The sequence below is a fragment of the Bradyrhizobium shewense genome (assembly GCF_900094605.1).
Taxonomy (GTDB): Bacteria; Pseudomonadota; Alphaproteobacteria; order Rhizobiales; family Xanthobacteraceae; genus Bradyrhizobium; species Bradyrhizobium shewense.
Genome location: NZ_FMAI01000010.1, coordinates 158,739 through 181,242, shown reverse-complemented (window position 1 = coordinate 181,242; position 22,504 = coordinate 158,739). Strand labels below are relative to the sequence as shown.

The window sequence follows — 22,504 nt, the reverse complement described above, 5'->3', positions numbered from 1 at the left end:
CCAGATGACCTTAAGGCGCCAGCCGCGTGAAGACGTAATCGCGGCTCTTGGCGCGAGCTTCGTGACAGCCCCAGCAGGTGCGGTGCTGGGCCTCGTCGACCGGCTTGCCGTTGATAAAACGGCCGAAACCCCAGCCGCCTGTCGCGGCATATTTCTTGGAATCCTTGACCATCACCTGGACCGTGGTGGCGGCACCGGGAATGGTCGCGGACGCGAACTCCGGCGACTGTTTGCGCTTCCAGGCGCGCTTGACCAGAATGGTGCCGTCGGGGAACGGCAGCTTGCCGGCTTGATACGCGTCGATTGCAGTCTGGTTGCCGACCACAGCGCGAAGCTCGTCGAGCGGCGCCGCCTCTTCGGCCGGCGCGATCAGCTCCCACTGCTTGTAGCCCGGCGGAATCGTGACGCCGAAGATCGGCGAGGCGTTCGCCGTATCGCGTGCCGCCGGCCCCTCCGCCGAAGCGATCGTGACGAGATACGGCACGCATGTCAGGAGCACGACGAGGAGGACCACGGCGAGCACGATCATCGCGGTGTAAGGAGATTTTTTCTTTTCAGGTTCGGCTGGCGTCATGACGATTCATCAAGCTGGGTTCAATGGGCGATCCTCGGTCCAGCCCGGCTGGACCGAGGTGCTGATAGATGCTCAGGCGCCGTCGGCGTCGATGACGGCCTTGGCAAAGGCCTGTGGCGCTTCCTGCGGCAAATTGTGGCCGATGCCGCCGGTGATCAGGCGAAACTCGTATCGGCCCGAGAACTTCTTGGCATGGGCGCTGGGGTCGGGATGCGGCGCGCCGTTGGCGTCGCCCTCCATCGTGATCGTCGGCACGTCGATGACGGGAGCCGCCGCCAGCTTCTTTTCGAGATGCTCGTATTTCGCCTCGCCCTGGGCGAGCCCGAGCCGCCAGCGATAATTATGGATCGTGATCGCGACATGATCTTTGTTGTCCAGCGCCGCCGCACTTCGGTTGAAGGTGGCGTCGTCGAACTTCCATTGCGGTGAGGCGAGCTTCCAGATCAGCCTGGCGAAATCATGGGTGTACTTCTCGTATCCGGCACGGCCGCGCTCGGTCGCGAAATAGAACTGATACCACCATTGCAGCTCGGCGGACGGCGGCAACGGCGCGTTGCCGGCGGCCTGGCTGGAGATCAGATAACCGCTGACCGACACCAGCGCGCGGCAGCGCTCCGGCCACAGCGCGGCGATGATGTCGGCGGTGCGCGCGCCCCAATCGAAGCCGGCGACGACCGCCTTCTTGATATCGAGCTTGTCCATCAGTGCGATGACGTCGGCCGCCATCGCGACAGGCTCGCCGTTGCGCGGCGTCTCGCTGGAAAGGAAATGCGTCGTGCCGTAGCCGCGCAAGTGAGGGATGATCACGCGATAACCGGCCTTGGCCAGGATCGGCGCGACGTCGACAAAGGCGTGAATGTCGTAGGGCCAACCGTGCAGCAGGATCGCCACGGGACCGTTCGAAGGACCCGCCTCGGCATAGCCGACATCGAGGACGCCGGCATCGATCTGCTTGATCGTGCCGAAGGAAGCAGTCGATGCGGACGATTTCGGCGCTTCGGTCTCAGCGCGCGCGAGGTCGATCACGCCGAGGCCGACGGCGACGCTTCCGGCGGCGACGCCAAAGAACTGGCGGCGATGCTGGTCGATGATCTGCTTCATGGTGGTGCTACCTTTTTTGATGGTTGGTGATGGTGCGTCAGATCAGCGCGACCGTGACGTCGACGTTGCCGCGAACGGCCTTGGAATAGGGGCAGGTCTGATGCGCGTCATCGATGATGCCGCGCGCGGTCTCGGGGTCGAGGCCCGGCAGGCTGACATTGAGGCGCGCCCGGAGCGAATAGGCGCCCTCGTCGAGCACGAGATCGATTTCCGCATCGATCGCGCATTTCCTGGGAAGCTCGATCTTCTGCTTGCGCGCCGCGATCTCCATCGCGCCTTCGAAGCAGGCCGACCAGCCGGCGGCGAACAATTGCTCGGGATTGGTGCCGATGCCTGCGGCGCCCGGCGGCGACAGCTTGACGTCGAGGCGGCCGTCGGAGCTGCGCGATATGCCGTCGCCTCGCCCGCCGCTCGTGTGGGTCTTGGCCGTGTAGAGTATTTTTGCCGCCTGCGTCATGGAGCTGTCCTTTCCGTTGCGCAACTGACTAGCAGTGGCCGGTGCAGGACACCCGTTGGGAGTTGTGAGAAGTTGTGAGGTCAGACCTCGCGCGCTTAACAAGGCCTGCACCCGCGGTCTGATGCCGATGCAGCGGCGGCCTTGCCGGATCGCGATCATCTGGCTATCGGGTCCTGTCGAAGGGACCCAAGATTTGCCATGACAGAGCCGGCCGGCACCGCAACGGGAACTTTATCGTTCGGGCCATTCTCCGTGACGCCGCATGAACGGCTCGTGATGCGCGACGGCGTCGCGTTGCCGCTCGGCGCGAAAGCGTTCGACACGCTGATGGCGCTGATGTCGCGACCGAACCAGGTCGTCGGCAAATGGGACCTGATGGCGCTGGTGTGGCCCGGCATCACCGTCGAGGAGGCCAATCTGCGCTTTCACGTCGCAGCGCTGCGCAAGGCGCTCGGCGACGGCAAGGACGGCGCCCGCTACATCACGACGCTCTCCGGCCGCGGCTATTGCTTCGTGGCACCGATTTCGCAACTCGCAGCGCCGATTTCGCAAACAGGCATTGCGGCAGCCCAGCACCCCGCGCCGCGGCTGGAATTGCCGCCGGTAAAACTGCCGAACCGGTTGCAGCGGATGGTCGGGCGCGACGATGAGATCGCCGCCGTCTCCGACAAGCTCATCGCCTCGCGCTTTGTCACGATCGTCGGTCCCGGCGGCGTCGGCAAGACGGCGGTCGCAGTGGCGATCGCCCACGACCTGCTCGAGACTTTCTCCGACGCAGCGCACTTTGTTGATCTCGCCGCGCTCAGCGATCCCGATCTCGTGATCACCTCGATCCTGCTGATGCTGGGCTTGCCGGCCGAGACCGACGATCCCCTGCCCGCGCTGCTCGCGCATGTCAGGGACAAGCGGATGCTGCTGGTTCTCGACAATTGCGAACATGTCATCGCGACCGCCGCACCGCTGGCGGCCGACATCTTCCAGGCGGCGCCGCATGTCCATATCCTCGCGACCAGCCGCGAAGCGCTGCGCGTCGAGGGCGAGCAGGTCTATCGATTGGCGCCGCTTGCCGTTCCGCCCGACGGCTCCGGACTGACGGTCGCCGCAGCGCAGACCTATCCGGCGCTGCAACTATTCCTCGAACGTGCCACGGCCAGCGGCGCGCAGATCAGTCTCGATGACGCCAATGCCGCGATCATCGCGAGGATCTGCCGCAAGCTCGACGGCATGGCGCTGGCGATCGAGCTCGCCGCCGGCCGGGTCGAAGCCTACGGCCTGGAGCAGACGGCCGCGTTGCTCGACGAGCGCCTCAATCTGCTCTGGCAGGGCCAGCGAACGGCGCCGCCCCGGCAGAAGACGCTGCAGGCCACGCTCGACTGGAGCTACGGACTGCTGTCGGATCTCGAACGCCTCGTACTGAGCAGGCTTGCGGTCTTCGCCGGGCATTTCACCATCGACGCGGCGCTCGAGGTCGTGCCGGACGAGCGCGTTGACCAGGCCCGCCTGTTCGACGCCGTCGACAGTCTCGTGGCCAAATCGATGGTCGCGCCGCGCCCCATCGGCGCCATGATGCGCTACCGCCTGCTCGACACGACGCGCGCCTATCTGCTCGAGATCGAGCCCGACGACGCGGCTCTCGCTGCCCGCCACGCGACTTACTACCGGCGATGGCTGGAACAGGCCGGCATGACATGGGCCGCCGTGCCGAGCGCGGACGAACGAGCTGCTCACTTCTCCGCACTTCACAATGTGCGCGCCGCGCTCGACTGGTGCTTCGGGGCGGGCGGTGATCTCGGCATCGGCATTGCGCTCGCCGCCGCCGCGGCGCCGATCTTCCTGGCGATGTCCTTGTTGATCGAATGCCGGCGCTGGTCGGAACGGGCGCTGCTGGCAATGGATTCCTCCTCGCGCGGCAGCGCCGAGGAAATGCACATCCAGGCCGCCCTCGGACTGACCCTGATGTTCACCCGGGGCGGCAGCGAAGCGGCGCGCAGCGCCCTGAGCCGGAGCCTTGCGATCGCCGAAGCGCGCGGCGACGAGATCAACCAGCTCCAGCTGCTCGGCCGGATGCATATCTTTCACGAGCGGATGGGAGAGTTCGACGCCGCGCTCGGCTATGCGCAGCAGAGCCTCGGGGTTGCGAGGTCGCTGGGCGATCCCGCCTCGATCGCCCTCGCCCATTCCCTCCTCGGCGTCTCCTTGCATCTGGCAGGCGAGCATCGCGACGCGCTGAAGATGCTGGAGGTGGCCTGGCAGGGACCGGGCACGGAGCGAATCAGCACCGTCCACGGCTTCGATCATCGCAACCGGGCTGGCATCACGCTTGCTCGCGAGCTCTGGCTGCAGGGCCGGCCCGCGGATGCGCTGCAACTGGCGCGACAGACGGTCACCGAGGCCGCGCAGATGGATCACCCGATCACGCTCTGCATTGCGCTGATCTGGACGGTCGCGATTGATCTCTGGAGCGGAGACCTTGACGGTGCGGACGCGAATATCGACCGCTTCATCGCGCATGCGACGTCGCGCTCGATGGGGCCTTATCTCGCCGTCGGCCGCGGCGTCAAAGGCGAGCTGGCGATCCGGCGCGGCGATGCGGCCGGTGGCGTCGAGACGATCAGGACTTGTCTGCGCGAGCTCCACGATGCCGGCTACGAGCTGCTGACCACGACGTTCAACATCGCGCTGGTTCAGGGATTGTTGGCGCTCGGCCAGATCGAGCAGAGCGCACAGCTGATCGACGACGCGATCCGACTCGTCGAGCAGAGCGGCGATCACCTCTACATGCCCGAGCTGTTGCGCATGAAAGGCACGGTCCTGTCGCACCTGCCGGAGCCGCAGATCGAGGAAGCCGAGGCCTGCCTGATGCAGGCGCTGGAACTCAGCCGCGCGAAGGGCGCCAAAGCGTGGGAACTGCGCGCAGCAATCGATCTGGCGCAGCTCCTTGCCCACCGGCGCCGCGGCAAGGAAGCCACGCGATTACTTCAATCGGCACGCGAAGGTTTCGCTGCAGGTTCCGAGACTGAAGATATCAGGGCCGCCGATGCGCTCCTGAAGACGCTGTAGCGGGCTCACCCCGTCGGCGTGCCCTGCTTCCACTGGCCGCCGGCGATCTTGGCGGCCGCGATCACCGCCTGGGTGCGGCTTTCGACGCCGAGCTTTTGCAGGATCGCCGAGACATGTGCCTTGATGGTGGCCTCGGAGACCCCGAGCTCATAGGCGATCTGCTTGTTGAGGAGGCCCTCCGACAGCATCATCAGGACCCGGACCTGCTGCGGCGTCAGTGTCACCAGGCGGTCGCGCAGGCGCGTCATGTCGGGATCGGCCGCAGCCGACAAATCGGTGTCGGCGGGAACCCAGACGTCACCCTCCATCACCTTGAGGATGGCGTCGCGCAGGGTCTCGACGCCGAATCGCTTGGGAATGAAGCCGGAGGCGCCGAAATCGAGCGAGCGGCGGATCGTGGCGCTGTCGTCGGACGCCGAGACGATCACCACCGGAATCGCCGGATATTGCGCACGCAGATAGATCAGGCCGGAAAAGCCTGAGATCCCGGGCATCGAGAGGTCGAGCAGGATCAGGTCGACATCCGAGGTCTGTTCCAGGAGCTTGGTCAGATCCTCGAACGATCCGGCCTCGTCGATCCTGGCCGAGGTCAGGACGCCGGCCACCGCCTGTCGCAGCGCGTCGCGGAAAAGAGGATGGTCATCGGCGATGACGAGATGGGTCGAGGGAGCGTTCATCGTTCTCTTGCTGTCGTTCGCGGGCCGGCGGACAGATCCCGGATGTATCAATTCTTCCCCGAGCGGCCGTGGCATGCAAGTGCACATTATCCCTTTGCTGCAAAGGGGTTAATCCGGAAGCCTACGTGGCGGCGCGCCGGTGCCCGATACCGGGCGTCAGCTACGCGTCAGTGCGCAAGGCCGAAAGTCGTATTGGGGCGGGTTTCACGCCGATGTTACCTTGCGGGCAAGACCTGGGTTGATCCGGCATGTCCGGACGTCTGGGGCGCGAGGAAACGCAATTCGGGGAGCGACTCAATATGTCGACAATGGCCGTATCTCAAGCAGGCGCGGGAGGGATGACGAAGGACGAACGGTTCGTCATTCTCGCCTCATCGCTCGGTACCGTCTTCGAGTGGTACGATTTCTACCTCTACGGTTCGCTGGCCGGCATCATCGGCGCGCAGTTCTTCTCGGCCTATCCGCCGGCAACCCGCGACATCTTCGCGCTGCTGGCATTCGCAGCCGGCTTCCTGGTGCGTCCGTTCGGCGCGATCGTGTTCGGCCGCGTCGGCGATATCGTCGGCCGCAAATACACCTTCCTCGTCACCATCCTGATCATGGGTCTGTCGACCTTCATCGTCGGCCTGCTGCCGAACGCGGCGACCATCGGCATCGCGGCTCCGATCATCCTGATCGCGCTGCGCCTCGCCCAGGGCCTGGCGCTCGGCGGTGAGTATGGCGGCGCGGCGACCTACGTCGCGGAACATGCTCCGAACGGCAAGCGCGGCTACTACACCTCCTTCATTCAGACCACCGCGACGCTCGGCCTGTTCCTGTCGCTGCTGGTGATCCTGTTCACCCGTAGCGCCCTCGGCGAGACCGACTTCGCGGCGTGGGGCTGGCGCATCCCGTTCCTGGTCTCGGTGCTGCTGCTCGGCATCTCGGTCTGGATCCGGCTTCGCCTCAATGAATCCCCGATCTTCCAGAAGATGAAGGACGAGGGGAAGAGCTCGAAGGCGCCGCTGACCGAAGCCTTCGGCAACTGGCAGAACGGCAAGCTCGTGCTGCTCGCGCTGCTCGGCGGCGTGATGGGCCAGGGCGTCGTCTGGTACACCGGCCAGTTCTACGCGCTGTTCTTCCTGCAATCGATCCTGAAGGTCGACGGTTACACCGCCAACCTGCTGATCGCCTGGTCGCTGCTGCTCGGCACCGGCTTCTTCATCGTGTTCGGCATCCTGTCCGACAAGATCGGCCGCAAGCCGATCATCCTCGGCGGCTGTCTGATCGCGGCGCTGACCTTCTTCCCGATCTTCAAGATGATCACCACCAACGCCAACCCGGCGCTGGAAAAGGCGATCGAATCGGTCAAGGTCGACGTGGTGGCGGATCCCGCGGGTTGCGGCGACCTGTTCAACCCGGTCGGCACCCGTGTCTTCACCTCACCTTGCGACACCGCACGCGCTTATCTGTCGCAATCGTCGGTCAAGTACTCGACCACGCCGGGCGCGGCCGGCTCGGGCGTCAAGGTGGTGGTCAACGGCAAGGACGTCGCCTACGCCAACGCCAAGGACGGCAACCCGGCGGTTCTCGCCGCGGTGCAGGCAGCCGGCTATCCGAAGGCCGGCGACACCGGCATCGTGAAGATGGCGCATCCGTTCGACATCTTCCGTCCGCAGGTAGCCGCGGTTGTCGGGCTGCTGTTCATCCTGGTGCTCTTCGTCACCATGGTGTACGGCCCGATCGCCGCAATGCTGGTCGAACTGTTCCCGACCCGCATCCGCTACACCTCGATGTCGCTGCCCTACCACATCGGTAACGGCTGGTTCGGCGGCCTGTTGCCCGCGACCGCCTTCGCCATCGTGGCCTCGACCGGCGATATCTATGCCGGCCTCTGGTATCCGGTCATCTTCGCATCGATTACCGTCGTGATCGGGTTCTTCTTCCTGCCCGAGACCAAGGACGTCGACATCAAGGCGACCTGATCGAAAGCACCGATAAGCACAATGAGCCGGCCGCGGAGCGATCCGCGGCCGGTTTTGTTTTGAGCGCTAAAATTGCTTTACTGATTACTGCCGACGAATTGCAGCACCACCTCGCGCTGGTGCGGGCGCTTGCGGTGCTCGATCAAGTAGATCGCCTGCCAGGTGCCGAGGGCAAGCCTGCCGCTCAAGACCGGGACCTGAAGCGAGGCCCCGGTCAGCATCGTCTTGATATGTGCCGGCATGTCGTCGGGTCCTTCGGTGTCGTGGGTCCACCCGGCATTCTCCGGCGCCAGCCGGGACAGTGCCGTGGTGAGATCGACGAGCACGGACGGATCGGCATTCTCCTGGATCGTCAGCGAGGCCGAGGTATGGCGGATGAACAGCGTCAGCGCGCCGTCGCGCGCGTGAACCTCGGCGATGAATTTTGCAGCCTCGCTGGTCAGATCGGTGAAGCCGTGGCCCGATGTCTGCACGGTCAGCAATGACGATGCGATGGTGTCGGCTTGCACCGACGATGGCGCCGAGCGGGTGACTGATCTGGCTGGTGTCATGGAATTCTCTCAACTTGCAAAGCTGCCGTAGGGTGGGCAAAGGCGCGAAGCGCCGTGCCCACGTCTTCCTTCACCGGTCGTAAAGATATCGTGGGCACGGCGTAAGAACGCCTTTGCCCACCCTACGGCACTACGGCACTACGGCACCTCAACGCATGGATGGCGCGAAGGGGTCCTCAAATCTTCCCCGACACGTCCTTCTGGACGCGGTTGGCGATGTCGATCAGCCGCCGCCAGGCCTTTTCCAGAAACGACATCACGCGGTCGACGTCCTGGTCGCTCGGCAGCGGGATCTCGATCTTGCGCTCGCCCTCGGCGCCCTTGGGCTCCGCTTTCTTCAGCGGGTCGGATTTCGGCAGCGCCTCGTCGATCTTGCCGGACACCGTCGGTCCGGCCGCGAGCTGTCCCTTCAGCCGCTCGACCTCGGCCTGGAGCCGGCCGATCTCGGCATCGAGCGCGGTCCGTTCGTCGGGCACCGCGTAGCAGGCCCAGCCGGCGCCGTTCTTGGTGCAGGTCGATACCGTGCCGGTGCGCGTGTCGAGCCGCAGCACGCCCTCGGGGATGGGCGTCATGCTGTAGCGGCCGTTCTCGCTGTCGGGCGTGGATTGCGCGGCCTCGAGGTCGCCGCCGATCGCCACCGCGGCGGCGAACGCCGCCAGCGCAAGCCATGATGTTGTGGATGACGTCACTGGTCTCATCGCGCTCTCCGCCACGACGTGCAGGTGGCCCTCTCGCAAATTCTACACCCCGGTGAGGCGATCCGCCGCCCAAAACACGCCCCCGTATCAACGATCGCGGCGGCGTCTTCGATCCCGGCAGCGTGGCGAAAGGGCGGCCGCCTTCGCCGATCCTGAGGCCTGCTGCTGCGGTGCGGCGTCACGCTGTGTGCAGCGCTGCCGTGCGCGCCAATATCATCAAGTAAATCAGCTACATAACCGAAAGCGACGCAATCGTGACTTGGCTTGACTTGATTATGGGCCATCAGTATGGTCCGCGCGGCTTTTGAGGGTGGCGGGCGCAATTTCCATTCAGCCGCAGCGTTTCGGGTCTTCGTTGCATGACACAGGGCACGGGACACGGCGAGAATGGGGATCGCGATAGATCGTCCGAGGAAGCTGCGCTTTCCGAACGGCTCGGAAAACTTGATCAGCGGTTGTCCGAACTCCGGGACCGACGAATCAAGACCGAGCAACCCGCAGGTGACGGTGAAGACAGAGCGGCCAGAGCTTCGGCGATGGCGCTTGGTTTCCGGTTATCCTCCGAGTTGGTCGCCGGGGTCGTTGTCGGAGCGGGGATTGGCTGGGGTTTCGACCGCTTGCTGTCGACGTCGCCTTTCGGATTTATCGTGTTCCTGTTGCTTGGCTTCGTCGCCGGCGTGGTGAATGTGGTGAGAACGGCGGGTGCGGGTCAAAACAGGCGCGGTGGGTCTTAGCCGATCCGCACCAGGAGAGGAATGATCGTGCCGGCCTTGCCGGTACGGGCCGGCCCGGCCGGCAGACCGAGACCCGCCGGCATTGCCCGGCAGACCAAGAGATGCCGCGCTGATGAAAATCGACCCGATCCACCAGTTCAACATCGAGCCTCTCTTCACCCTGGGCCATATCGGCAATCACACGATCGCCTTCACCAATTCGTCGCTCTACATGCTGGTGGCGGTGGCGGTGATCTCGATCCTGATGCTCGCCAGCGGCACGCAGCTGGTTCCGGGGCGTCTGCAGTCGGTTGCCGAAATCTCCTACGAATTCGTCGCCTCGACCATCCGTTCGACGGCCGGCGCGGAAGGGATGAAGTTCTTCCCGCTGATTTTCTCGCTGTTCATGTTCATCTGCGTCTCGAACCTGGTCGGCATCATCCCCTACACCTTCACGATCTCGAGCCATCTGATCGTGACGGCGGCGCTCGCGCTTCTGGTCTTCTTCACCGTCCTGATCTACGGCGTCGCCAAGAACGGTCTGAAATTCTTCTCGATCTTCGTGCCCCACGGCGTCCCCGGCTACATCCTGCCGCTGGTGATGTTCATCGAGATCCTGTCGTTCTTTCTGCGGCCGGTCTCCCACAGCGTCCGTCTGTTCGCCAACATGCTGGCCGGCCACATCGCGCTGAAGGTGTTCGCGGGCTTCGTCGCCATGCTCGGCTTCTCGCTCGGGGCACTGGGCTGGGTCGGCGGCGTGCTGCCGCTGGCTCTCACGGTCGCGCTGTACGCGCTCGAGATTCTGGTCGCGTTCCTGCAAGCCTATGTGTTTGCGATCCTGACCTGCATCTACCTCAACGACGCCATTCATCCGGGACACTGAGCGGTCCGGGGAATTTCCACCCACAACCCAATCTTTCTTCCAAGGAGTCTAAAATGGATCCGGCAGCAGCAAAACTTATCGGCGCGGGCATCGCATGCATCGGCATGGGCGGCGCGGGCGTCGGCGTCGGCGTGATCTTCGGCAACTACCTCGCCGCAGCCGTTCGCAACCCTTCGGCCGCTCAGGGCCAGTTCGGCAACCTGATCTTCGGCTTCGCCGTGACCGAAGCGCTCGGCATTTTCTCGCTGCTGATCGCGCTGCTGCTGCTGTTCGTTCCGCTCTGAGGACGACGTTTTTCGCGCCGTTCCATTCCATTGGGACGGCGCGTGTGACAGCAACAGGAGAACTCCGTGGCTGAAAGTCATGGCGGCGCAAAAGGTCCGGCGGCGGGCGCTCACACCGGGGCTGACGGTAGTCACCACGGTGGCGGTTTTCCGCCGTTCGAGAGCAGCAACTACGCTTCACAACTGGTGTCGCTCGCGATCTTCTTCGTCCTGCTTTACGTGATCGTGTCCAAGCTTGCTCTGCCGAAGGTCGGCGGTGCGATCGAGGCGCGTCAGAACAAGATCGAGGGTGACCTCGCCGAGGCGCAGAAGCTGAAGGACCAGTCCGACGCGGCGCTGAAGGCCTATGAAACCGAGCTCGCTTCGGCGCGCACGCGGGCACAGGCGATCGGCAACGAATCCCGCGACAAGGCGAATGCGCAGGCGGAAGCCGAGCGCAAGACGCTGGAAGAACAATTGGCGGCCAAGCTCGCCGGGGCGGAGAAGACCATCGCCTCGACCCGCGCCACCGCCATGAGCAACGTCCGCGGCATCGCGGCCGATGCGGCAGGTCAGATCGTGCAGCAGCTCACCGGCGTCGTTCCCGACGCCGCGTCGGTCAATGCCGCGGTCGATGCGTCCCTGAAAGGTTAGTCGAGATGTTCTTCGATCCTGAAACCTGGGTCGCCATCGCCTTCGTGATCCTGATGGTCGTGTTCGCCTATCTCGGGGTCTTCAAGTCGGCGATGACGGCGCTGGATCATCGTGCCGCCCGCATCAAGGCCGAACTCGACGACGCGACGCGCCTCAAGCAGGAAGCGGCCAAGGTGCTTGCCGACTACAAGGCGCGCAGCGCCACGGCCGAGCGCGAAGCTGCCGACATCATCGCCAACGCCAAGGCCGAAGCCGAGCGCATCGCGGCCGACGCCAAGGCGAAGATGGAAGACTTCGTCGCCCGCCGGACCAAGACCGCGGAGAGCAAGATCGCGCTCGCCGAGGCTCAGGCGCTCGCCGATGTCCGCGCCGCAGCCGCGGAAGCCGCCGTCCAGGCCGCCTCCACGATCCTGTCGCAGTCGGTCAAGGGCTCGGTCGCCGACGATCTGCTCGCCAAGGGCATCACCGAGGTTCGCCAGAAGCTGAACTGAGGGTTTTGCCTTCACCAATCAAAAGCCGGCGCGATGAGCGCCGGCTTTTTTGTTTTCGAAAGACTCTCGTGTCCCGGACGCGGCGCGTCATGAATTGACGCGACGCAGAGCCGGGACCCAGTGTGCCGCGGCATGGGCCCCGGCTCTGCAGCGCACCGCTGAAGAAGCGCTGCGCTGCGTCCGGGGCACGAGCCCCCTACTTCTTCTTCCGCGCCTTCGGCTCGGGCGAGAGCGCCTGCGGGTCGAAGCCGACATAGAAGACATAGGAATCGGCGGACGCGGCCGAGGGCGTGGGATAAGCCAAATCCTCGACGATGAAGGTGAAGGGCACGCTGCCGCCTTCCGACATCTCGACCGTGGTCCGGTAAGCCTTCGAGGCGATCACTTTCTCGCCGACGCCGCCCTGCACCACCGCGACACGCAAGGGGACCTCGACGGTGGCGGGCGCGCCGGCGGGACCGGCGATCACGCGGCCCTGGATTCCGATCCGGGCCGTGATGCCGACACTGCTGCGGGAACATTCGCGCGCCATCTTGGTGATCGAGGCCTGGAAGCGGATCTCGTTGCCGACGGCCGGCTTGCCGGCCGCCCCCACCGCGTAGGTCGATGCGCCCGCGCGCACCGTCACCTGCGGGCAATCGAGGTCGTCTTCCGCCGGCTGGCCAGGCGCAGGCGCGGGCTTGGGCGGGGCCGGCTCATCCGACTTGCCACCGAACAGGCTCTTGAAGCGGTCGGTCAAGGACTGGGCGGCCACCGGCGAAACCGCCGCGAACGACATCGACAATGCCAGCGCGATCGCCGGCATCCGCCGCAGCACATTCCGCGATGACCGAAGCTGCTTCACCATCAAAGCCCGTACTCCAATGACAATTGTCCGGCCGATCGCCGGCCGGGGCATGCGGGTTATATCGCCAAAATCGGCGAACCCAAGGCAGCAAAAAGGGGGACTTGGCCAGGGACTTGGCCAGGGGACTTGACCAGGGGACTTGACCCAATGAAGCGAGCCGCTCAGCCGCGGAAATCCTCATGCAGCAGGCCGAACAGCAAATGGTCCTGCCAGACCCCGTTGATGCAGAGATAGCGGCGCGCCAGGCCCTCGCGGGAGAAACCGCACTTCTCCAGCACCCGGATCGACGGCGCATTGGTGGGGATGCAGGCGGCCTCGACCCGGTGCAGATTGAGCTCGCCGAACAGCGTCGGCAGGAGCACCCGCAGTGCAGCCGTCATGTAGCCGCGATGGGCATGGGGTTGGCCGACCCAATAGCCGATGGTGCCGGCCTGCACGATGCCGCGCCGGACATTGGCCAGCGTGATGCCGCCGACCATGGCGCCATCGAGCTCCCGGAAGATCAGAAAGGGATAGGAACGGTCGGCGGCAATGTCCTCGGAATAGCGGCGCAGGCGGCGGCGGAAGCCGGAGCGGGTGAGATCGTCAGACGGCCAGATCGGCTCCCAGGGCGTCAGGTAATCGCGGCTGGTTTCGCGCAAATGCGCCCATTGCAGGAAGTCCGACATCTGCGGCGCACGCAGTAACAGCCCGTTACCGCGCGGCGCGAGGGCGGCGGGTCCACTGGACGGCAGGCGAAAGAGGGCCATGGTGATGCTTCCCGGGGCAGCTCAGCCCGCGCGCGGCTCCTAATGCAGCCGCGCCTTGGCACGTGCCCGCGTCAATCCTTCCGCAAAAGACACCGCCGTGTCCAGACCCCTGCCACTGCCTAATGCGACAACGGCAGGCCGGCTCCGCGACAGCAGCGCACGCGCCGCGTCCCGGGTCGATTCGACGCTGACGGCGTCGATCCGGGCCACCAGCTCCTCGACCGTCTGCGGCCGGCCATAGGCCAGCACGTGGCGCGCCAGTTGCTCGGCGCGCGAAGAGCAGCTCTCCAGCGCCATCAGGAGGCCCGCCTTCATCTGCGCCTTGGCCCGCGCGATCTCGGCCTCGGTCAGCGTCTCGACCGAATCGTTCATGATGTCGACCACGACCTCCATCATCTCCGGCGCGTCGGCCGGATCGGTGCCGGTGTAGAGGCCGAAGAAGCCGGTGTCGGTATAGGGCGCGTGGAACGAATAGATCGAGTAGCAGAGACCGCGCTTCTCGCGCACCTCCTGGAACAGGCGCGACGACATTCCGCCGCCGAGGATGTTGGTGAAGACCTGGAGCGAGAACAGCGACGGATCGCTCTGCGGCACGCCTTCCAGCGCCAGCGTCAGATGCGCCTGCTCCAGCTCGCGATGCACCACCTTGGTACCACCCTTGCCGAACATGGCCGCCTGCGGTTTGGGACCCGGCGTCCCCTCAAAACTTGCGAAGCGCTTCTCGACCTCAGCGACCACTTGCTTGTGATCGACCGCACCGGCCGCAGCCACCACCATGTCGGGCCCGCGATAATGCGTCGAGAGATAGTCGCGCAGCGAATCGCGATTGAAGGCGCGCAGCGTCTTCGCCGTGCCGAGCAGCGAGCGGCCCATCGGCTGGTCGGGGTAGCAGAGCTCGTTGAGATGCTCGAACACGACGTCATCGGGCGTATCCTGCGCGGCACCGATCTCCTGCACGATGACGTTCTTCTCGCGCTCCAGCTCGTCGGGCTCGAAGGCGGGATTGGCGAGGATGTCGGCAAGCACGTCGAGCGCGAGCGGCACGTCGGCCTTGAGCACCCGCGCGTAATAGGACGTGGTCTCGGTCGAGGTGCCGGCATTGAGGTCGCCGCCGACCGCCTCGATCTCCTCGACGATCTCGCGCGAGGAGCGTTTCGTCGTGCCCTTGAACGCCATGTGCTCGAGCAGATGCGAGATGCCGTGCTCGTTCGGCTTCTCGTCGCGTCCGCCGACGCCGGCCCAGACGCCGAGCGCCGCGGTCTCGAGATGGGGCATCTTGTCGGTGACGACGGTCAGGCCGGAGGCAAGCTTGGAAATCTCGACGCTCATCCGGCAACTCCCTGCTTTGCGGCGCGGCTGACCGACAGCACGAACCGCTCGACCTCGGCCTGATCGTTCTTCATCACCTTCATGTGTTCGGATTTGGTCATCAATCCGTCGAGCCAGGCCGGCAGTTGCGGCCGCTGGCCGCAGGCAGCTTCGACAGCGTCGGGGAATTTGGCCGGATGGGCGGTGGAGAGCACGATGCTCGGCACCCTCGTGTCGGTGGTGTCGCGATCGGCGACGGCGAGCGCCACCGCCGTATGGGGATCGACCAGCTCGCCTGCCTCGCGCCAGCCGGCGCGGATCGCAGCCGCGGTCTCGGTCTCGTCGGCGCGCCCGGCGTCGAACTCCTCGCGGATCGCGGCCAGCGTCGCATCGGGCAGCACGAAACGTCCCGACTGCTTCAGCGAATCCATCAGGCGGCGCACGCCCGCCGCATCGCGCTTACCGGCTTCGAACAGCAGCCGTTCGAAATTGGACGAGATCTGGATGTCCATCGACGGCGACGCCGTCGCGTGCACCTCGCGCACCTCGTAGATCCCGGTCTTCAGCGTGCGCGCCAGGATGTCGTTGACGTTGGCGGCGATGCGCAGGGTCCGCACCGGCAGTCCCATCCGCTTGGCGACGTAGCCGGCGAAGATGTCGCCGAAATTGCCGGTCGGCACGACGAAGTCCACCGCGCGCGCCGGCGCGCCGACCGCAACGGCGGAGGTGAAATAGTAGACGACCTGGGCGACGATGCGCGCCCAGTTGATCGAATTGACGCCGGAGAGCGAGGTCGCATCGCGGAAGCGATGGTTGTTGAACATCCCCTTCACGAGCGCCTGGCAGTCGTCGAAATTGCCCTCGATGGCCAGCGCATGGACATTGGCCGCGCCTGTGGACGTCATCATCCGCCGCTGCACCTCGGAGATGCGGCCGTGCGGGAACAGCACGATGAGATCCACGTTCTCGAGGCCGGCGAAGGCTTCGACCGCAGCGCCGCCGGTGTCGCCTGAGGTGGCGACCACGATGGTCGTGCGCTGGCCGCGTTTGGCGAGCACGTGGTCCATCAGCCGCGAGATCAGCTGCATCGCCACGTCCTTGAAGGCGAGCGTCGGACCGTGGAACAGCTCCAGCACGAATTGGTGCGGCGACATCTGGCGCAGCGGCACCACCGCCGGATGGCGGAAGGTCGCGTAGGCCTCGTTCGCCATGCGGCCAAGCTCGGCGTCCGAAATCTCGCCGCCGACGAAGGGACGGATCACGTCGACCGCGACCTCCCAATAGGGGCGGCCGAAGAAGCCGGCGATGGTCTCGGCAGAGAGCTGCGGCCAGATCGTCGGCACATACAGGCCGCCGTCGCGCGCAAGCCCGGTCAGCATCACGTCGCAGAAGCCGAGTTCGGGGGCCTCGCCCCGGGTCGAGATATAACGAGTCAAACTGCCCTCCAAAGGCCGACCGGGCCTGCGCCCGCTCGTTAAGCCTTTGATTTTACGAAATTACTTGTTAACAGCCAGAGGCTTTGGGCCACCATAAAGTGTTTTGCGGCATCAGGAAACCGCTTCCCGCCGGCACCCCTGCCCAGCAAAAAGGGCTGCGGCGGTGCCGCAGCCCTCTCTTGGAAGGTCTGTCGTTGATATGTGCAGACCGGTTTGCCTCTGGGGTCGCCGTCCCCGCTGAAACTTGTCCGGCAACCTTTCGCCGTCAGTCACGAAATCGTCAAGGGCGAAAACGACGAGCGCGGGAAGATGTTCCTATTTTTCCCGACATGCCCAAGCTTATGCGGGCGCGTTCCAGCGAACCGGTGCCAAGGATTGCCATTTTATCCCGGCAATTGCGGGGGCTTCGGAACGAATGTCACCTCGACCCATTGTGTCCGCGGATGGGTGTCGGCGGTGTCCATGCATTGCCCGGCTGCACGCCGACACCAATCCGTCTCGCCGAACCGGCTGCATCCTGGAGCAGCCGGTTCGGTGCCGTCGGTGCCGGGCCGCCAGCGCCCGGGCCGTCAATTCAGCTCGATTTCAACCGCGATTCTGATCAGGTCGGAATGGTTCTTGGCTCCTAGCTTCTGCTTGAGCAGGGACGTGGTGTTGGCGACGGTCTTGTAGGAGATGCCGAGCGCCTCGGCGACTTCCACGATCTTGTCGCCGCGTCCGAGCAGGCGGAGAATTTCGAGCTCCCGCGGCGTCATCTGCGAGGCCGGGTTGGCCTTGATCGCCGCGCCGGAAAACGTCACGGCTTCCGCGAGTTGCGGTGAGATATAATTGTCGCCCGCGACCACCTTGCGCACCGCTTTCAGCAGGATCCTGGGATCATCGCCCTTGGAGACATAGCCCTGCGCCCCAAGCTCGACCGCCCGCACCACGAAGGCCGGATCGTCGTTCATGCTGAACATGATGATCTTGGCGTCGGGGTCGTCCTTGCGGATGCGTCGCATCAGCTCGAAGCCGGAGACATCGGGCAGGCTGATGTCGATCACGGTAACGTCGGGCCGCTTGCTGACATAGGCGCGATGGCCGGATTTGGCGTCGGTTGCCTCGTCGATACGGATCGAATGGTCCGAAGCGAACAGGGTGCGGCAACCGGACAGCACCACGGGGTGGTCATCGACAATCAGGATCCTGGTCGCCGGCTTGGCGGTATCTTGCATCGCGCACTCTCTTGTTTTTCGACTCTTAGACCGGCGGGAACAAATGGAAAGAGTAAATCCCGCCGATGCGCGTTAGAATTGACCTAATGTGGCAACGACTCTCGTTCAGAACGCAACTGTTCCTTCCGCTCGGCGCGAGCTTTCTCGCAGCGCTGATCCTGGGCGGCGTGCTGCTCCAGATCTTCGCAGCCGGTCAGCTGGCCGACGAGAACGAGCCCGCTCGACGTTCGACCCGGACTATCGCGACCGCACTCAACAACACTCTGCGCGCGTCGGACGACCCCGGGAAGACGCTCGACGCCTTTGTCCAATCCTTGACCACCTCCTCGGACATCCAGTTCCGTTCCGCGGAAGGCCCTCCTGCGGAGTCGCCAAAGGACGGCCGGCACAACCTGCAGGGGGTTCCGCAGTGGTTTGTCAACCTGCTCATGGTACCGGACATGGACGCTGCGACCCCGGTGCTGATCGATGGCAGGCGTGTCGGCGATATCGTGTTCCTGCCGGACCTGTCGGCCGACCTGTTCGAGAAGTGGATCGGCTTCCTGGCGCTGACCGGCCTCGTCGCCATGCTGACCGTGCTCACCGGAATCATCGCTTACGTCTTCGCGGGATCGGCACTGCGTCCCCTGCAGCATCTCGGTGAAGGCCTCACACGGATGCGGCGCGGCGACTACGCAAAGCCGATCCCGGTCGGAGGGCCGCCGGAGATCCGGCAGAGCTGTGCGGAAGCAAATGCACTGGCCGCGACGCTGGTGCAATTGAGCCAGGACAATCGCGATCTGATGCACCGCCTGGTGTCGCTCCAGGACGACGAACGGCGCGATCTCGCGCGCGAATTGCACGACGAGCTCGGACCGCTGCTGTTCAGCATCCGCGCCGGCACGATCGCGCTGGTCGACGCCTCGCGGCAGGTGGGAAATCTCGGCAAGTCAGCCCAGGATGTGCTGCAATCGGTCGAGGCGCTCCAGCAGACCAACCGCCGCATCCTTGATCGGTTGCGGCCGCTCTACATTCAGGAGCTTGGCCTTTCGACCAGCGTGCAGACGCTGCTCCAGAACTTTCGCAAGCAGGCACCGCACATCGTCCTGACGGACACGATCGATCCGGGTCTCGACGGCATCGCCGGGCCGCTGGCCCAGACCGTCTATCGGGTGATCCAGGAGGCGCTGACCAACGTGCTGCGCCACGCCAAGGCCAGCAACGCCCATGTCCAGGCAACCGTCACCGGCGAGGCGCTCGTCGTCGAGATCTCCGACGACGGCGGCGGCTTTCCCGAGGGCAACGTTTTCGGCCGCGGCCTGACCGGCATGCATGAGCGCGTGCGCGCGCTCAGCGGATCGCTGTCACTGTTGCGCGTGGATGGGCGAACCCATGTACGCTGCCGCCTTCCGGCCAAACCGGCACGCGAGGCGCCGGTCCAGCCCATTGGATGAGGATGTCTTGTCGAAAAACCGCCGCACACCTTGCGCTAACGCGGCCCTTCGGGTCCGGAGCACGCCCTAACAGGCGCAGCCATGATGCGCGTTCTGTTGCGCCGGCTCGCACAGCGTGCTGTGGATCTTGCCTTCGGGGCTGAAGCGAAACGAGGCGTGAATGCGTAGCGCGCCGGCGACGGAATATTCGAGATCGACGCCATGGGGCGCGGGATGGATCTCCTCCAGCCCGAAACCTGCCAACGAGAAGGCACTAAGTCGCGGCTGCCAATAGGCCTCGAGCTCGCTGCGGCCGCGATAGCGCTGCGCACCGTTGCACGTGCATTCGACCTGGGCGTCGTCCGCATAGAGGTCGAGCAACGTCGGTAGGTCGCCCTTCCGGCAGGCGTCCACCCAATCGACGACAATTCCCATCTGGTCGAAATCGCTCACGCCGCAATCCTGTCTGCCGCGGAAACTCACCGGCGGCTTAGAACCACACTCGTGAATGTGCGCTGAATAATAAACCCCGGGCGATACCGGGTTCCCTCGCGGTATCTACGGTAGAGCTCAGCTCTGCCGCCGGCCTCTTGCCCACACGGCGAAGGCGATCAGCACGGCGCCGGCGAGCAGGAACCAGGTGACGGCGTATTGCAGGTGATCGTCCTTTAGATGCACGTCGAGCGGCCCCGGGCGCGGGATGCCGTTCTCGGGCACCGGTTGCTCGAGGTCGACATAGAACGGCGCAACCGCGCCCCAGCCGAGCGCACTTGCGATGGCCGGATGATCGCGCACGAACCAGAGCCGCTTGCCGCGGTTCTCCGCCGGCGTCAGCCAACCGGACGGCTCGGGAAAGCGCAGATAACCGGTGAGCGCGACCGGCTGCCCGGTAACGAGCTTCTTCACCGCGCGATCCTCGACGCTGCGATCCTGCATGGTGTTCTCGACGAAGCCCGCATCGATCACGACCGTCTCGCCGCTGGGAAGCCGCGCCGGCAGGAACGCCCAGGTGCCGGGGCCGGAGGCGTCCTTGCGCACCGCCGAGCCCGAGGAATAGACCATCGCATCCGGCAGGGCTGCGTAGGTCGCGGTGAAGCTGACGCGGCGGAATTCGTCGCGCGCGGGATTGAGTGCAGCCCATTGCGAAGGCGGCGGCAGCGCGATGGGCGCCTCTGCAAGGCGCTCGGTGAGCGCCGCGACCAGCGCGTGCTTGGCGGTCCGGCGCTGCAATTGCCAGACACCGAGCGCGATGAAGACGGCCGTCAGGAACAGCGTGAACAGCGCGAAGCCGGCCACGCGAGGCTTGCGCGCAGGCTGGTTCATTTCGCGCGGTCGACCAACCGGCCCGGCGCCGCCTTGTGGTGGAATTGCAGCGCGATCAGCAGCGACTTCATCGCACGCAGCGGCAACAGCGTGGTGACCAGGATCAGCGGCAACCACAGCGCCGCATGCAGCCAGTACGGCGGCTGGTACTTGACCTCGACGATGAGCGCAGCCGCTACCACGATCCCACCGGCCAGCATGATGATGAAGATCGCCGGCCCGTCGCCGGTATCGATGAAGGCATAGTCGAGACCGCAGCGGTCGCAGGCGGGTGCGAGCGTCAGGAAGCCTGCATAGAGCTTGCCCTGGCCGCAGCGCGGGCATCGGCAGGCAAGACCGCGCAGCGCGCTTTGCAGGACGGTGGTTTCAGGCACGGACGGGCCGGTGGTGTCGTTCATGATCGCAGACTCTATCACAGTTTTCGCGGGAGCTTCCGGCGGCCCAAAAGCGAAAGGGCGGCCCAGCGGCCGCCCTTTCTGATCTCGTTGTCGCGGCTCAGTGCGCGCCGTGGGCCATGGTCTCGGCCCCGTGTCCCCAGACGTAGATGCAGAGGAACAGGAACAGCCAGACCACGTCGACGAAGTGCCAGTACCAGGCGGCGAACTCGAAACCAAGATGCTGCTTCGGCGTGAAGTGGCCGGCATAGGCGCGGAACAGGCACACCAGCAGGAAGATGGTGCCGACCAGCACGTGGAAGCCGTGGAAGCCGGTCGCCATGAAGAAGGTCGCGCCATAGACGTTGCCGCCGAACGAGAACGCCGCATGGCTGTACTCATAGGCCTGCACGCAGGTGAAGAGCGCGCCGAGCACGACGGTGAGGATCAGGCCGTATTTCAGGCCCTGGCGGTCGTTCTCGAGCAGCGCGTGGTGCGCCCAGGTCACGGTGGTGCCTGACGTGAGCAGGATCAGCGTGTTCAGGAGCGGCAGGTGCCAGGGATCGAAGGTCTCGATGCCATGCGGCGGCCAAGTGCCGGGGACGGCGCAGGCGCCGGCCTGGGTGCCGAGGCCGCAGCCGAACACGGCATCGCGGGTGGCGTGAACGGCGTCGGCCGGAAACAGCGCGGCGTTGAAATAGGCCCAGAACCAGGCGACGAAGAACATCACCTCGGAGGCGATGAACAGGATCATGCCGTAGCGGTGATGCAGCTGCACGACGCGGGTGTGGTCGCCCTTGTACTGGGCTTCCTTGATCACGTCGCCCCACCAGCTCGCCATGGTGTAGAGCACGCCCACGGTGCCGACGCCGAACACGATCGGCGCGGCCGCGAACATGTGATGCATCCAGGTGATCGCGCCGACCGCCATGATGAAGGCCGAGAGCGAACCGACGGCCGGCCAGGGCGAGGGATCGACCAGGTGATAGTCGTGATGCTTGGTGTGCGCCGTAGCCATTTCGGTCTCTCTCCTCAATCCCGTGCCTGTCGGGCACTTATCCCCTTGTTTCCAACCGCCTGAGCGTGAGCCCGGCGATCAAAGATTTCCCTTGCGCTTGTCGCCTTCGCCCGATGCCAGCGGCTTCACCACGGGATCCTTCACCGGATAGAAGGTGTAGGACAGCGTGATCGTGTTCAGCCCGTCGTTCTCGTGATCGTCGGCGATCGACGGATCGACGTAGAACACGACCGGCATCTCGCGCTTCTCGCCGGGCGCCATGGTCTGCTCGGTGAAGCAGAAGCAGTTGATCTTCTGGAAATAGGAGCCGACCGTCAGCGGCGCGACATTGTAGGCAGCCTGCGCGGCAGTGGTGCGCGCAGCCTGGTTGGTCACGGTGTAGAAGACGGTCACGACCTGGCCGATATTGACCTCGATCTCGCTCTGCTCCGGCTCGAACTTCCAGGGCAGGCCCGGGGCGACGTTGGAATCGAAGCGCACCGAGATTTTCCGCGCGATCGGGCCGGTGGCCGGCGCGGAGGTCGCGACCTGGGTCGTGCCGTTGAAGCCGGTGGCGCGGCAGAACCAGTTGTAGAACGGCACCGCCGCGTAGGAGGCACCGACCATCAGCGCGACCACGCCGCCGCAGATGGAAGCAACCACCACGTCGCGACCCAGCCCGCGGCCCTTGGTCGGCTCACGATTGGCCGGCTTGGCGCTGACATCCTGCGATATGGTCGGCTCGTGATCCATGTTTC

General features: G+C 65.1%; 24 protein-coding genes. 8 read left to right on the top strand and 16 right to left on the bottom strand.

All coding sequences use genetic code 11. The annotated features are described in order from the left end of the window. Positions 1–10: 10 nt before the first annotated feature. From GA0061098_RS20570 to GA0061098_RS20560, 3 genes are all read right to left on the bottom strand, one after another. Entirely contained in the window at positions 11–574 is a 564-nt protein-coding gene (locus tag GA0061098_RS20570; protein ID WP_091960074.1) for a cytochrome P460 family protein, read from the bottom strand. A 72-nt stretch (positions 575–646) separates the two neighbouring features. Further along, the gene (locus tag GA0061098_RS20565; protein ID WP_091960071.1) at positions 647–1,675 is read right to left on the bottom strand and encodes an alpha/beta fold hydrolase; all 1,029 of its coding nucleotides are present in this window, start codon (positions 1,673–1,675) and stop codon (positions 647–649) included. A gap of 37 nt (positions 1,676–1,712) precedes the next feature. Next, positions 1,713–2,132, bottom strand: a complete 420-nt coding sequence (locus GA0061098_RS20560; protein WP_091960354.1) for an organic hydroperoxide resistance protein — start codon at positions 2,130–2,132, stop codon at positions 1,713–1,715. Positions 2,133–2,330: 198 nt separating this feature from the next. Here GA0061098_RS20560 and GA0061098_RS20555 point away from each other — a divergent pair, with 198 nt between their 5' ends. Beyond that, positions 2,331–5,192, top strand: a complete 2,862-nt coding sequence (locus GA0061098_RS20555; protein WP_091960068.1) for an ATP-binding protein — start codon at positions 2,331–2,333, stop codon at positions 5,190–5,192. 5 nt (positions 5,193–5,197) lie between these two features. Here the strand turns inward: GA0061098_RS20555 and GA0061098_RS20550 are convergent, their stop codons facing one another. After that, the gene (locus tag GA0061098_RS20550) at positions 5,198–5,869 is read right to left on the bottom strand and encodes a response regulator (protein ID WP_018316334.1); all 672 of its coding nucleotides are present in this window, start codon (positions 5,867–5,869) and stop codon (positions 5,198–5,200) included. A 338-nt stretch (positions 5,870–6,207) separates the two neighbouring features. On the opposite strand from GA0061098_RS20550, the gene GA0061098_RS20545 reads away from it, so the two are divergent. Next, positions 6,208–7,833, top strand: a complete 1,626-nt coding sequence (locus GA0061098_RS20545; RefSeq protein ID WP_201760111.1) for an MFS transporter — start codon at positions 6,208–6,210, stop codon at positions 7,831–7,833. 77 nt (positions 7,834–7,910) lie between these two features. Here the strand turns inward: GA0061098_RS20545 and GA0061098_RS20540 are convergent, their stop codons facing one another. Together GA0061098_RS20540 and GA0061098_RS20535 are read right to left on the bottom strand one after the other, a co-directional pair. Beyond that, on the bottom strand, positions 7,911–8,384 hold the full coding sequence (locus GA0061098_RS20540) for a secondary thiamine-phosphate synthase enzyme YjbQ (protein ID WP_091960059.1): 474 nt from the start codon (positions 8,382–8,384) through the stop codon (positions 7,911–7,913). 176 nt (positions 8,385–8,560) lie between these two features. Next, complete coding sequence (locus GA0061098_RS20535) at positions 8,561–9,082, bottom strand: hypothetical protein (protein WP_091960352.1); 522 nt, start codon at positions 9,080–9,082, stop codon at positions 8,561–8,563. 359 nt (positions 9,083–9,441) lie between these two features. On the opposite strand from GA0061098_RS20535, the gene GA0061098_RS20525 reads away from it, so the two are divergent. From GA0061098_RS20525 to GA0061098_RS20505, 5 genes are all read left to right on the top strand, one after another. After that, the gene (locus GA0061098_RS20525) at positions 9,442–9,816 is read left to right on the top strand and encodes an AtpZ/AtpI family protein (RefSeq protein WP_091960055.1); all 375 of its coding nucleotides are present in this window, start codon (positions 9,442–9,444) and stop codon (positions 9,814–9,816) included. A gap of 112 nt (positions 9,817–9,928) precedes the next feature. Next, a complete protein-coding gene (locus tag GA0061098_RS20520) occupies positions 9,929–10,678 on the top strand; it encodes a F0F1 ATP synthase subunit A (RefSeq protein WP_091960050.1) in 750 nt (249 codons plus the stop codon). A 53-nt stretch (positions 10,679–10,731) separates the two neighbouring features. Further along, the gene (locus tag GA0061098_RS20515) at positions 10,732–10,962 is read left to right on the top strand and encodes a F0F1 ATP synthase subunit C (protein WP_007599451.1); all 231 of its coding nucleotides are present in this window, start codon (positions 10,732–10,734) and stop codon (positions 10,960–10,962) included. A gap of 66 nt (positions 10,963–11,028) precedes the next feature. After that, positions 11,029–11,595 carry a F0F1 ATP synthase subunit B family protein gene (locus GA0061098_RS20510; protein ID WP_091960047.1) on the top strand — a complete coding sequence of 189 codons (567 nt, stop codon included), beginning with the start codon at positions 11,029–11,031 and terminating at the stop codon, positions 11,593–11,595. 5 nt (positions 11,596–11,600) lie between these two features. Continuing rightward, complete coding sequence (locus GA0061098_RS20505) at positions 11,601–12,086, top strand: F0F1 ATP synthase subunit B family protein (protein WP_091960043.1); 486 nt, start codon at positions 11,601–11,603, stop codon at positions 12,084–12,086. Between the two features lie 196 nt (positions 12,087–12,282). On the opposite strand, the gene GA0061098_RS20500 is transcribed toward GA0061098_RS20505, so the two are convergent. From GA0061098_RS20500 to GA0061098_RS20480, 5 genes are all read right to left on the bottom strand, one after another. After that, on the bottom strand, positions 12,283–12,933 hold the full coding sequence (locus GA0061098_RS20500; protein WP_091960035.1) for a hypothetical protein: 651 nt from the start codon (positions 12,931–12,933) through the stop codon (positions 12,283–12,285). Between the two features lie 161 nt (positions 12,934–13,094). Continuing rightward, positions 13,095–13,682: a GNAT family N-acetyltransferase gene (locus tag GA0061098_RS20495; protein WP_018316343.1), complete on the bottom strand. Its 588-nt coding sequence runs from the start codon at positions 13,680–13,682 to the stop codon at positions 13,095–13,097. Positions 13,683–13,721: 39 nt separating this feature from the next. Then, complete coding sequence (locus tag GA0061098_RS20490) at positions 13,722–15,011, bottom strand: M16 family metallopeptidase (protein WP_091960031.1); 1,290 nt, start codon at positions 15,009–15,011, stop codon at positions 13,722–13,724. Continuing rightward, positions 15,008–16,426, bottom strand: a complete 1,419-nt coding sequence (gene thrC, locus GA0061098_RS20485; protein WP_165637493.1) for a threonine synthase — start codon at positions 16,424–16,426, stop codon at positions 15,008–15,010. Before thrC ends, GA0061098_RS20490 begins: the two co-directional genes overlap by 4 nt. Positions 16,427–16,995: 569 nt before the next feature. After that, positions 16,996–17,640: a response regulator transcription factor gene (locus GA0061098_RS20480; protein ID WP_091960024.1), complete on the bottom strand. Its 645-nt coding sequence runs from the start codon at positions 17,638–17,640 to the stop codon at positions 16,996–16,998. 86 nt (positions 17,641–17,726) lie between these two features. Between GA0061098_RS20480 and GA0061098_RS20475 the strand changes: the two genes are divergently transcribed. Next, complete coding sequence (locus GA0061098_RS20475) at positions 17,727–19,073, top strand: ATP-binding protein (RefSeq protein WP_091960020.1); 1,347 nt, start codon at positions 17,727–17,729, stop codon at positions 19,071–19,073. 66 nt (positions 19,074–19,139) lie between these two features. On the opposite strand, the gene GA0061098_RS20470 is transcribed toward GA0061098_RS20475, so the two are convergent. From GA0061098_RS20470 to GA0061098_RS20450, 5 genes are all read right to left on the bottom strand, one after another. Beyond that, on the bottom strand, positions 19,140–19,505 hold the full coding sequence (locus GA0061098_RS20470) for a nuclear transport factor 2 family protein (RefSeq protein WP_091960016.1): 366 nt from the start codon (positions 19,503–19,505) through the stop codon (positions 19,140–19,142). A gap of 117 nt (positions 19,506–19,622) precedes the next feature. After that, complete coding sequence (locus tag GA0061098_RS20465; protein ID WP_091960011.1) at positions 19,623–20,375, bottom strand: SURF1 family protein; 753 nt, start codon at positions 20,373–20,375, stop codon at positions 19,623–19,625. After that, positions 20,372–20,773 (bottom strand): DUF983 domain-containing protein, encoded by a 402-nt coding sequence (locus GA0061098_RS20460; RefSeq protein WP_091960006.1) that lies wholly within the window; start codon positions 20,771–20,773, stop codon positions 20,372–20,374. The genes GA0061098_RS20465 and GA0061098_RS20460 overlap by 4 nt, the downstream gene beginning before the upstream one ends. Before the next feature lie 97 nt (positions 20,774–20,870). Further along, the gene (locus tag GA0061098_RS20455) at positions 20,871–21,767 is read right to left on the bottom strand and encodes a cytochrome c oxidase subunit 3 (RefSeq protein ID WP_091960002.1); all 897 of its coding nucleotides are present in this window, start codon (positions 21,765–21,767) and stop codon (positions 20,871–20,873) included. Positions 21,768–21,845: 78 nt separating this feature from the next. Continuing rightward, positions 21,846–22,499, bottom strand: coding sequence for a cytochrome c oxidase assembly protein (locus GA0061098_RS20450; RefSeq protein WP_091959998.1), 654 nt, complete (start codon positions 22,497–22,499; stop codon positions 21,846–21,848). Between the last annotated feature and the right edge of the window lie 5 nt (positions 22,500–22,504).

Excerpts from the sequence above, each read along its gene's own strand:
- GA0061098_RS20570 (WP_091960074.1), bottom strand. The coding sequence starts at position 574 with ATGACGCCAGCCGAACCTGAAAAGAAAAAATCTCCTTACACCGCGATG.
- GA0061098_RS20525 (WP_091960055.1), top strand. The coding sequence starts at position 9,442 with ATGACACAGGGCACGGGACACGGCGAGAATGGGGATCGCGATAGATCG.
- GA0061098_RS20455 (WP_091960002.1), bottom strand. The coding sequence starts at position 21,767 with ATGGCTACGGCGCACACCAAGCATCACGACTATCACCTGGTCGATCCC.
- GA0061098_RS20535 (WP_091960352.1), bottom strand. The coding sequence starts at position 9,082 with ATGAGACCAGTGACGTCATCCACAACATCATGGCTTGCGCTGGCGGCG.
- GA0061098_RS20465 (WP_091960011.1), bottom strand. The coding sequence starts at position 20,375 with ATGAACCAGCCTGCGCGCAAGCCTCGCGTGGCCGGCTTCGCGCTGTTC.
- GA0061098_RS20515 (WP_007599451.1), top strand. The coding sequence starts at position 10,732 with ATGGATCCGGCAGCAGCAAAACTTATCGGCGCGGGCATCGCATGCATC.
- GA0061098_RS20565 (WP_091960071.1), bottom strand. The coding sequence starts at position 1,675 with ATGAAGCAGATCATCGACCAGCATCGCCGCCAGTTCTTTGGCGTCGCC.
- GA0061098_RS20500 (WP_091960035.1), bottom strand. The coding sequence starts at position 12,933 with ATGGTGAAGCAGCTTCGGTCATCGCGGAATGTGCTGCGGCGGATGCCG.
- GA0061098_RS20550 (WP_018316334.1), bottom strand. The coding sequence starts at position 5,869 with ATGAACGCTCCCTCGACCCATCTCGTCATCGCCGATGACCATCCTCTT.
- GA0061098_RS20545 (WP_201760111.1), top strand. The coding sequence starts at position 6,208 with ATGACGAAGGACGAACGGTTCGTCATTCTCGCCTCATCGCTCGGTACC.
- GA0061098_RS20555 (WP_091960068.1), top strand. The coding sequence starts at position 2,331 with ATGACAGAGCCGGCCGGCACCGCAACGGGAACTTTATCGTTCGGGCCA.
- GA0061098_RS20450 (WP_091959998.1), bottom strand. The coding sequence starts at position 22,499 with ATGGATCACGAGCCGACCATATCGCAGGATGTCAGCGCCAAGCCGGCC.
- GA0061098_RS20505 (WP_091960043.1), top strand. The coding sequence starts at position 11,601 with ATGTTCTTCGATCCTGAAACCTGGGTCGCCATCGCCTTCGTGATCCTG.
- GA0061098_RS20460 (WP_091960006.1), bottom strand. The coding sequence starts at position 20,773 with ATGAACGACACCACCGGCCCGTCCGTGCCTGAAACCACCGTCCTGCAA.
- GA0061098_RS20520 (WP_091960050.1), top strand. The coding sequence starts at position 9,929 with ATGAAAATCGACCCGATCCACCAGTTCAACATCGAGCCTCTCTTCACC.
- GA0061098_RS20540 (WP_091960059.1), bottom strand. The coding sequence starts at position 8,384 with ATGACACCAGCCAGATCAGTCACCCGCTCGGCGCCATCGTCGGTGCAA.
- GA0061098_RS20495 (WP_018316343.1), bottom strand. The coding sequence starts at position 13,682 with ATGGCCCTCTTTCGCCTGCCGTCCAGTGGACCCGCCGCCCTCGCGCCG.
- GA0061098_RS20560 (WP_091960354.1), bottom strand. The coding sequence starts at position 2,132 with ATGACGCAGGCGGCAAAAATACTCTACACGGCCAAGACCCACACGAGC.
- GA0061098_RS20480 (WP_091960024.1), bottom strand. The coding sequence starts at position 17,640 with ATGCAAGATACCGCCAAGCCGGCGACCAGGATCCTGATTGTCGATGAC.
- GA0061098_RS20475 (WP_091960020.1), top strand. The coding sequence starts at position 17,727 with ATGTGGCAACGACTCTCGTTCAGAACGCAACTGTTCCTTCCGCTCGGC.
- GA0061098_RS20490 (WP_091960031.1), bottom strand. The coding sequence starts at position 15,011 with ATGAGCGTCGAGATTTCCAAGCTTGCCTCCGGCCTGACCGTCGTCACC.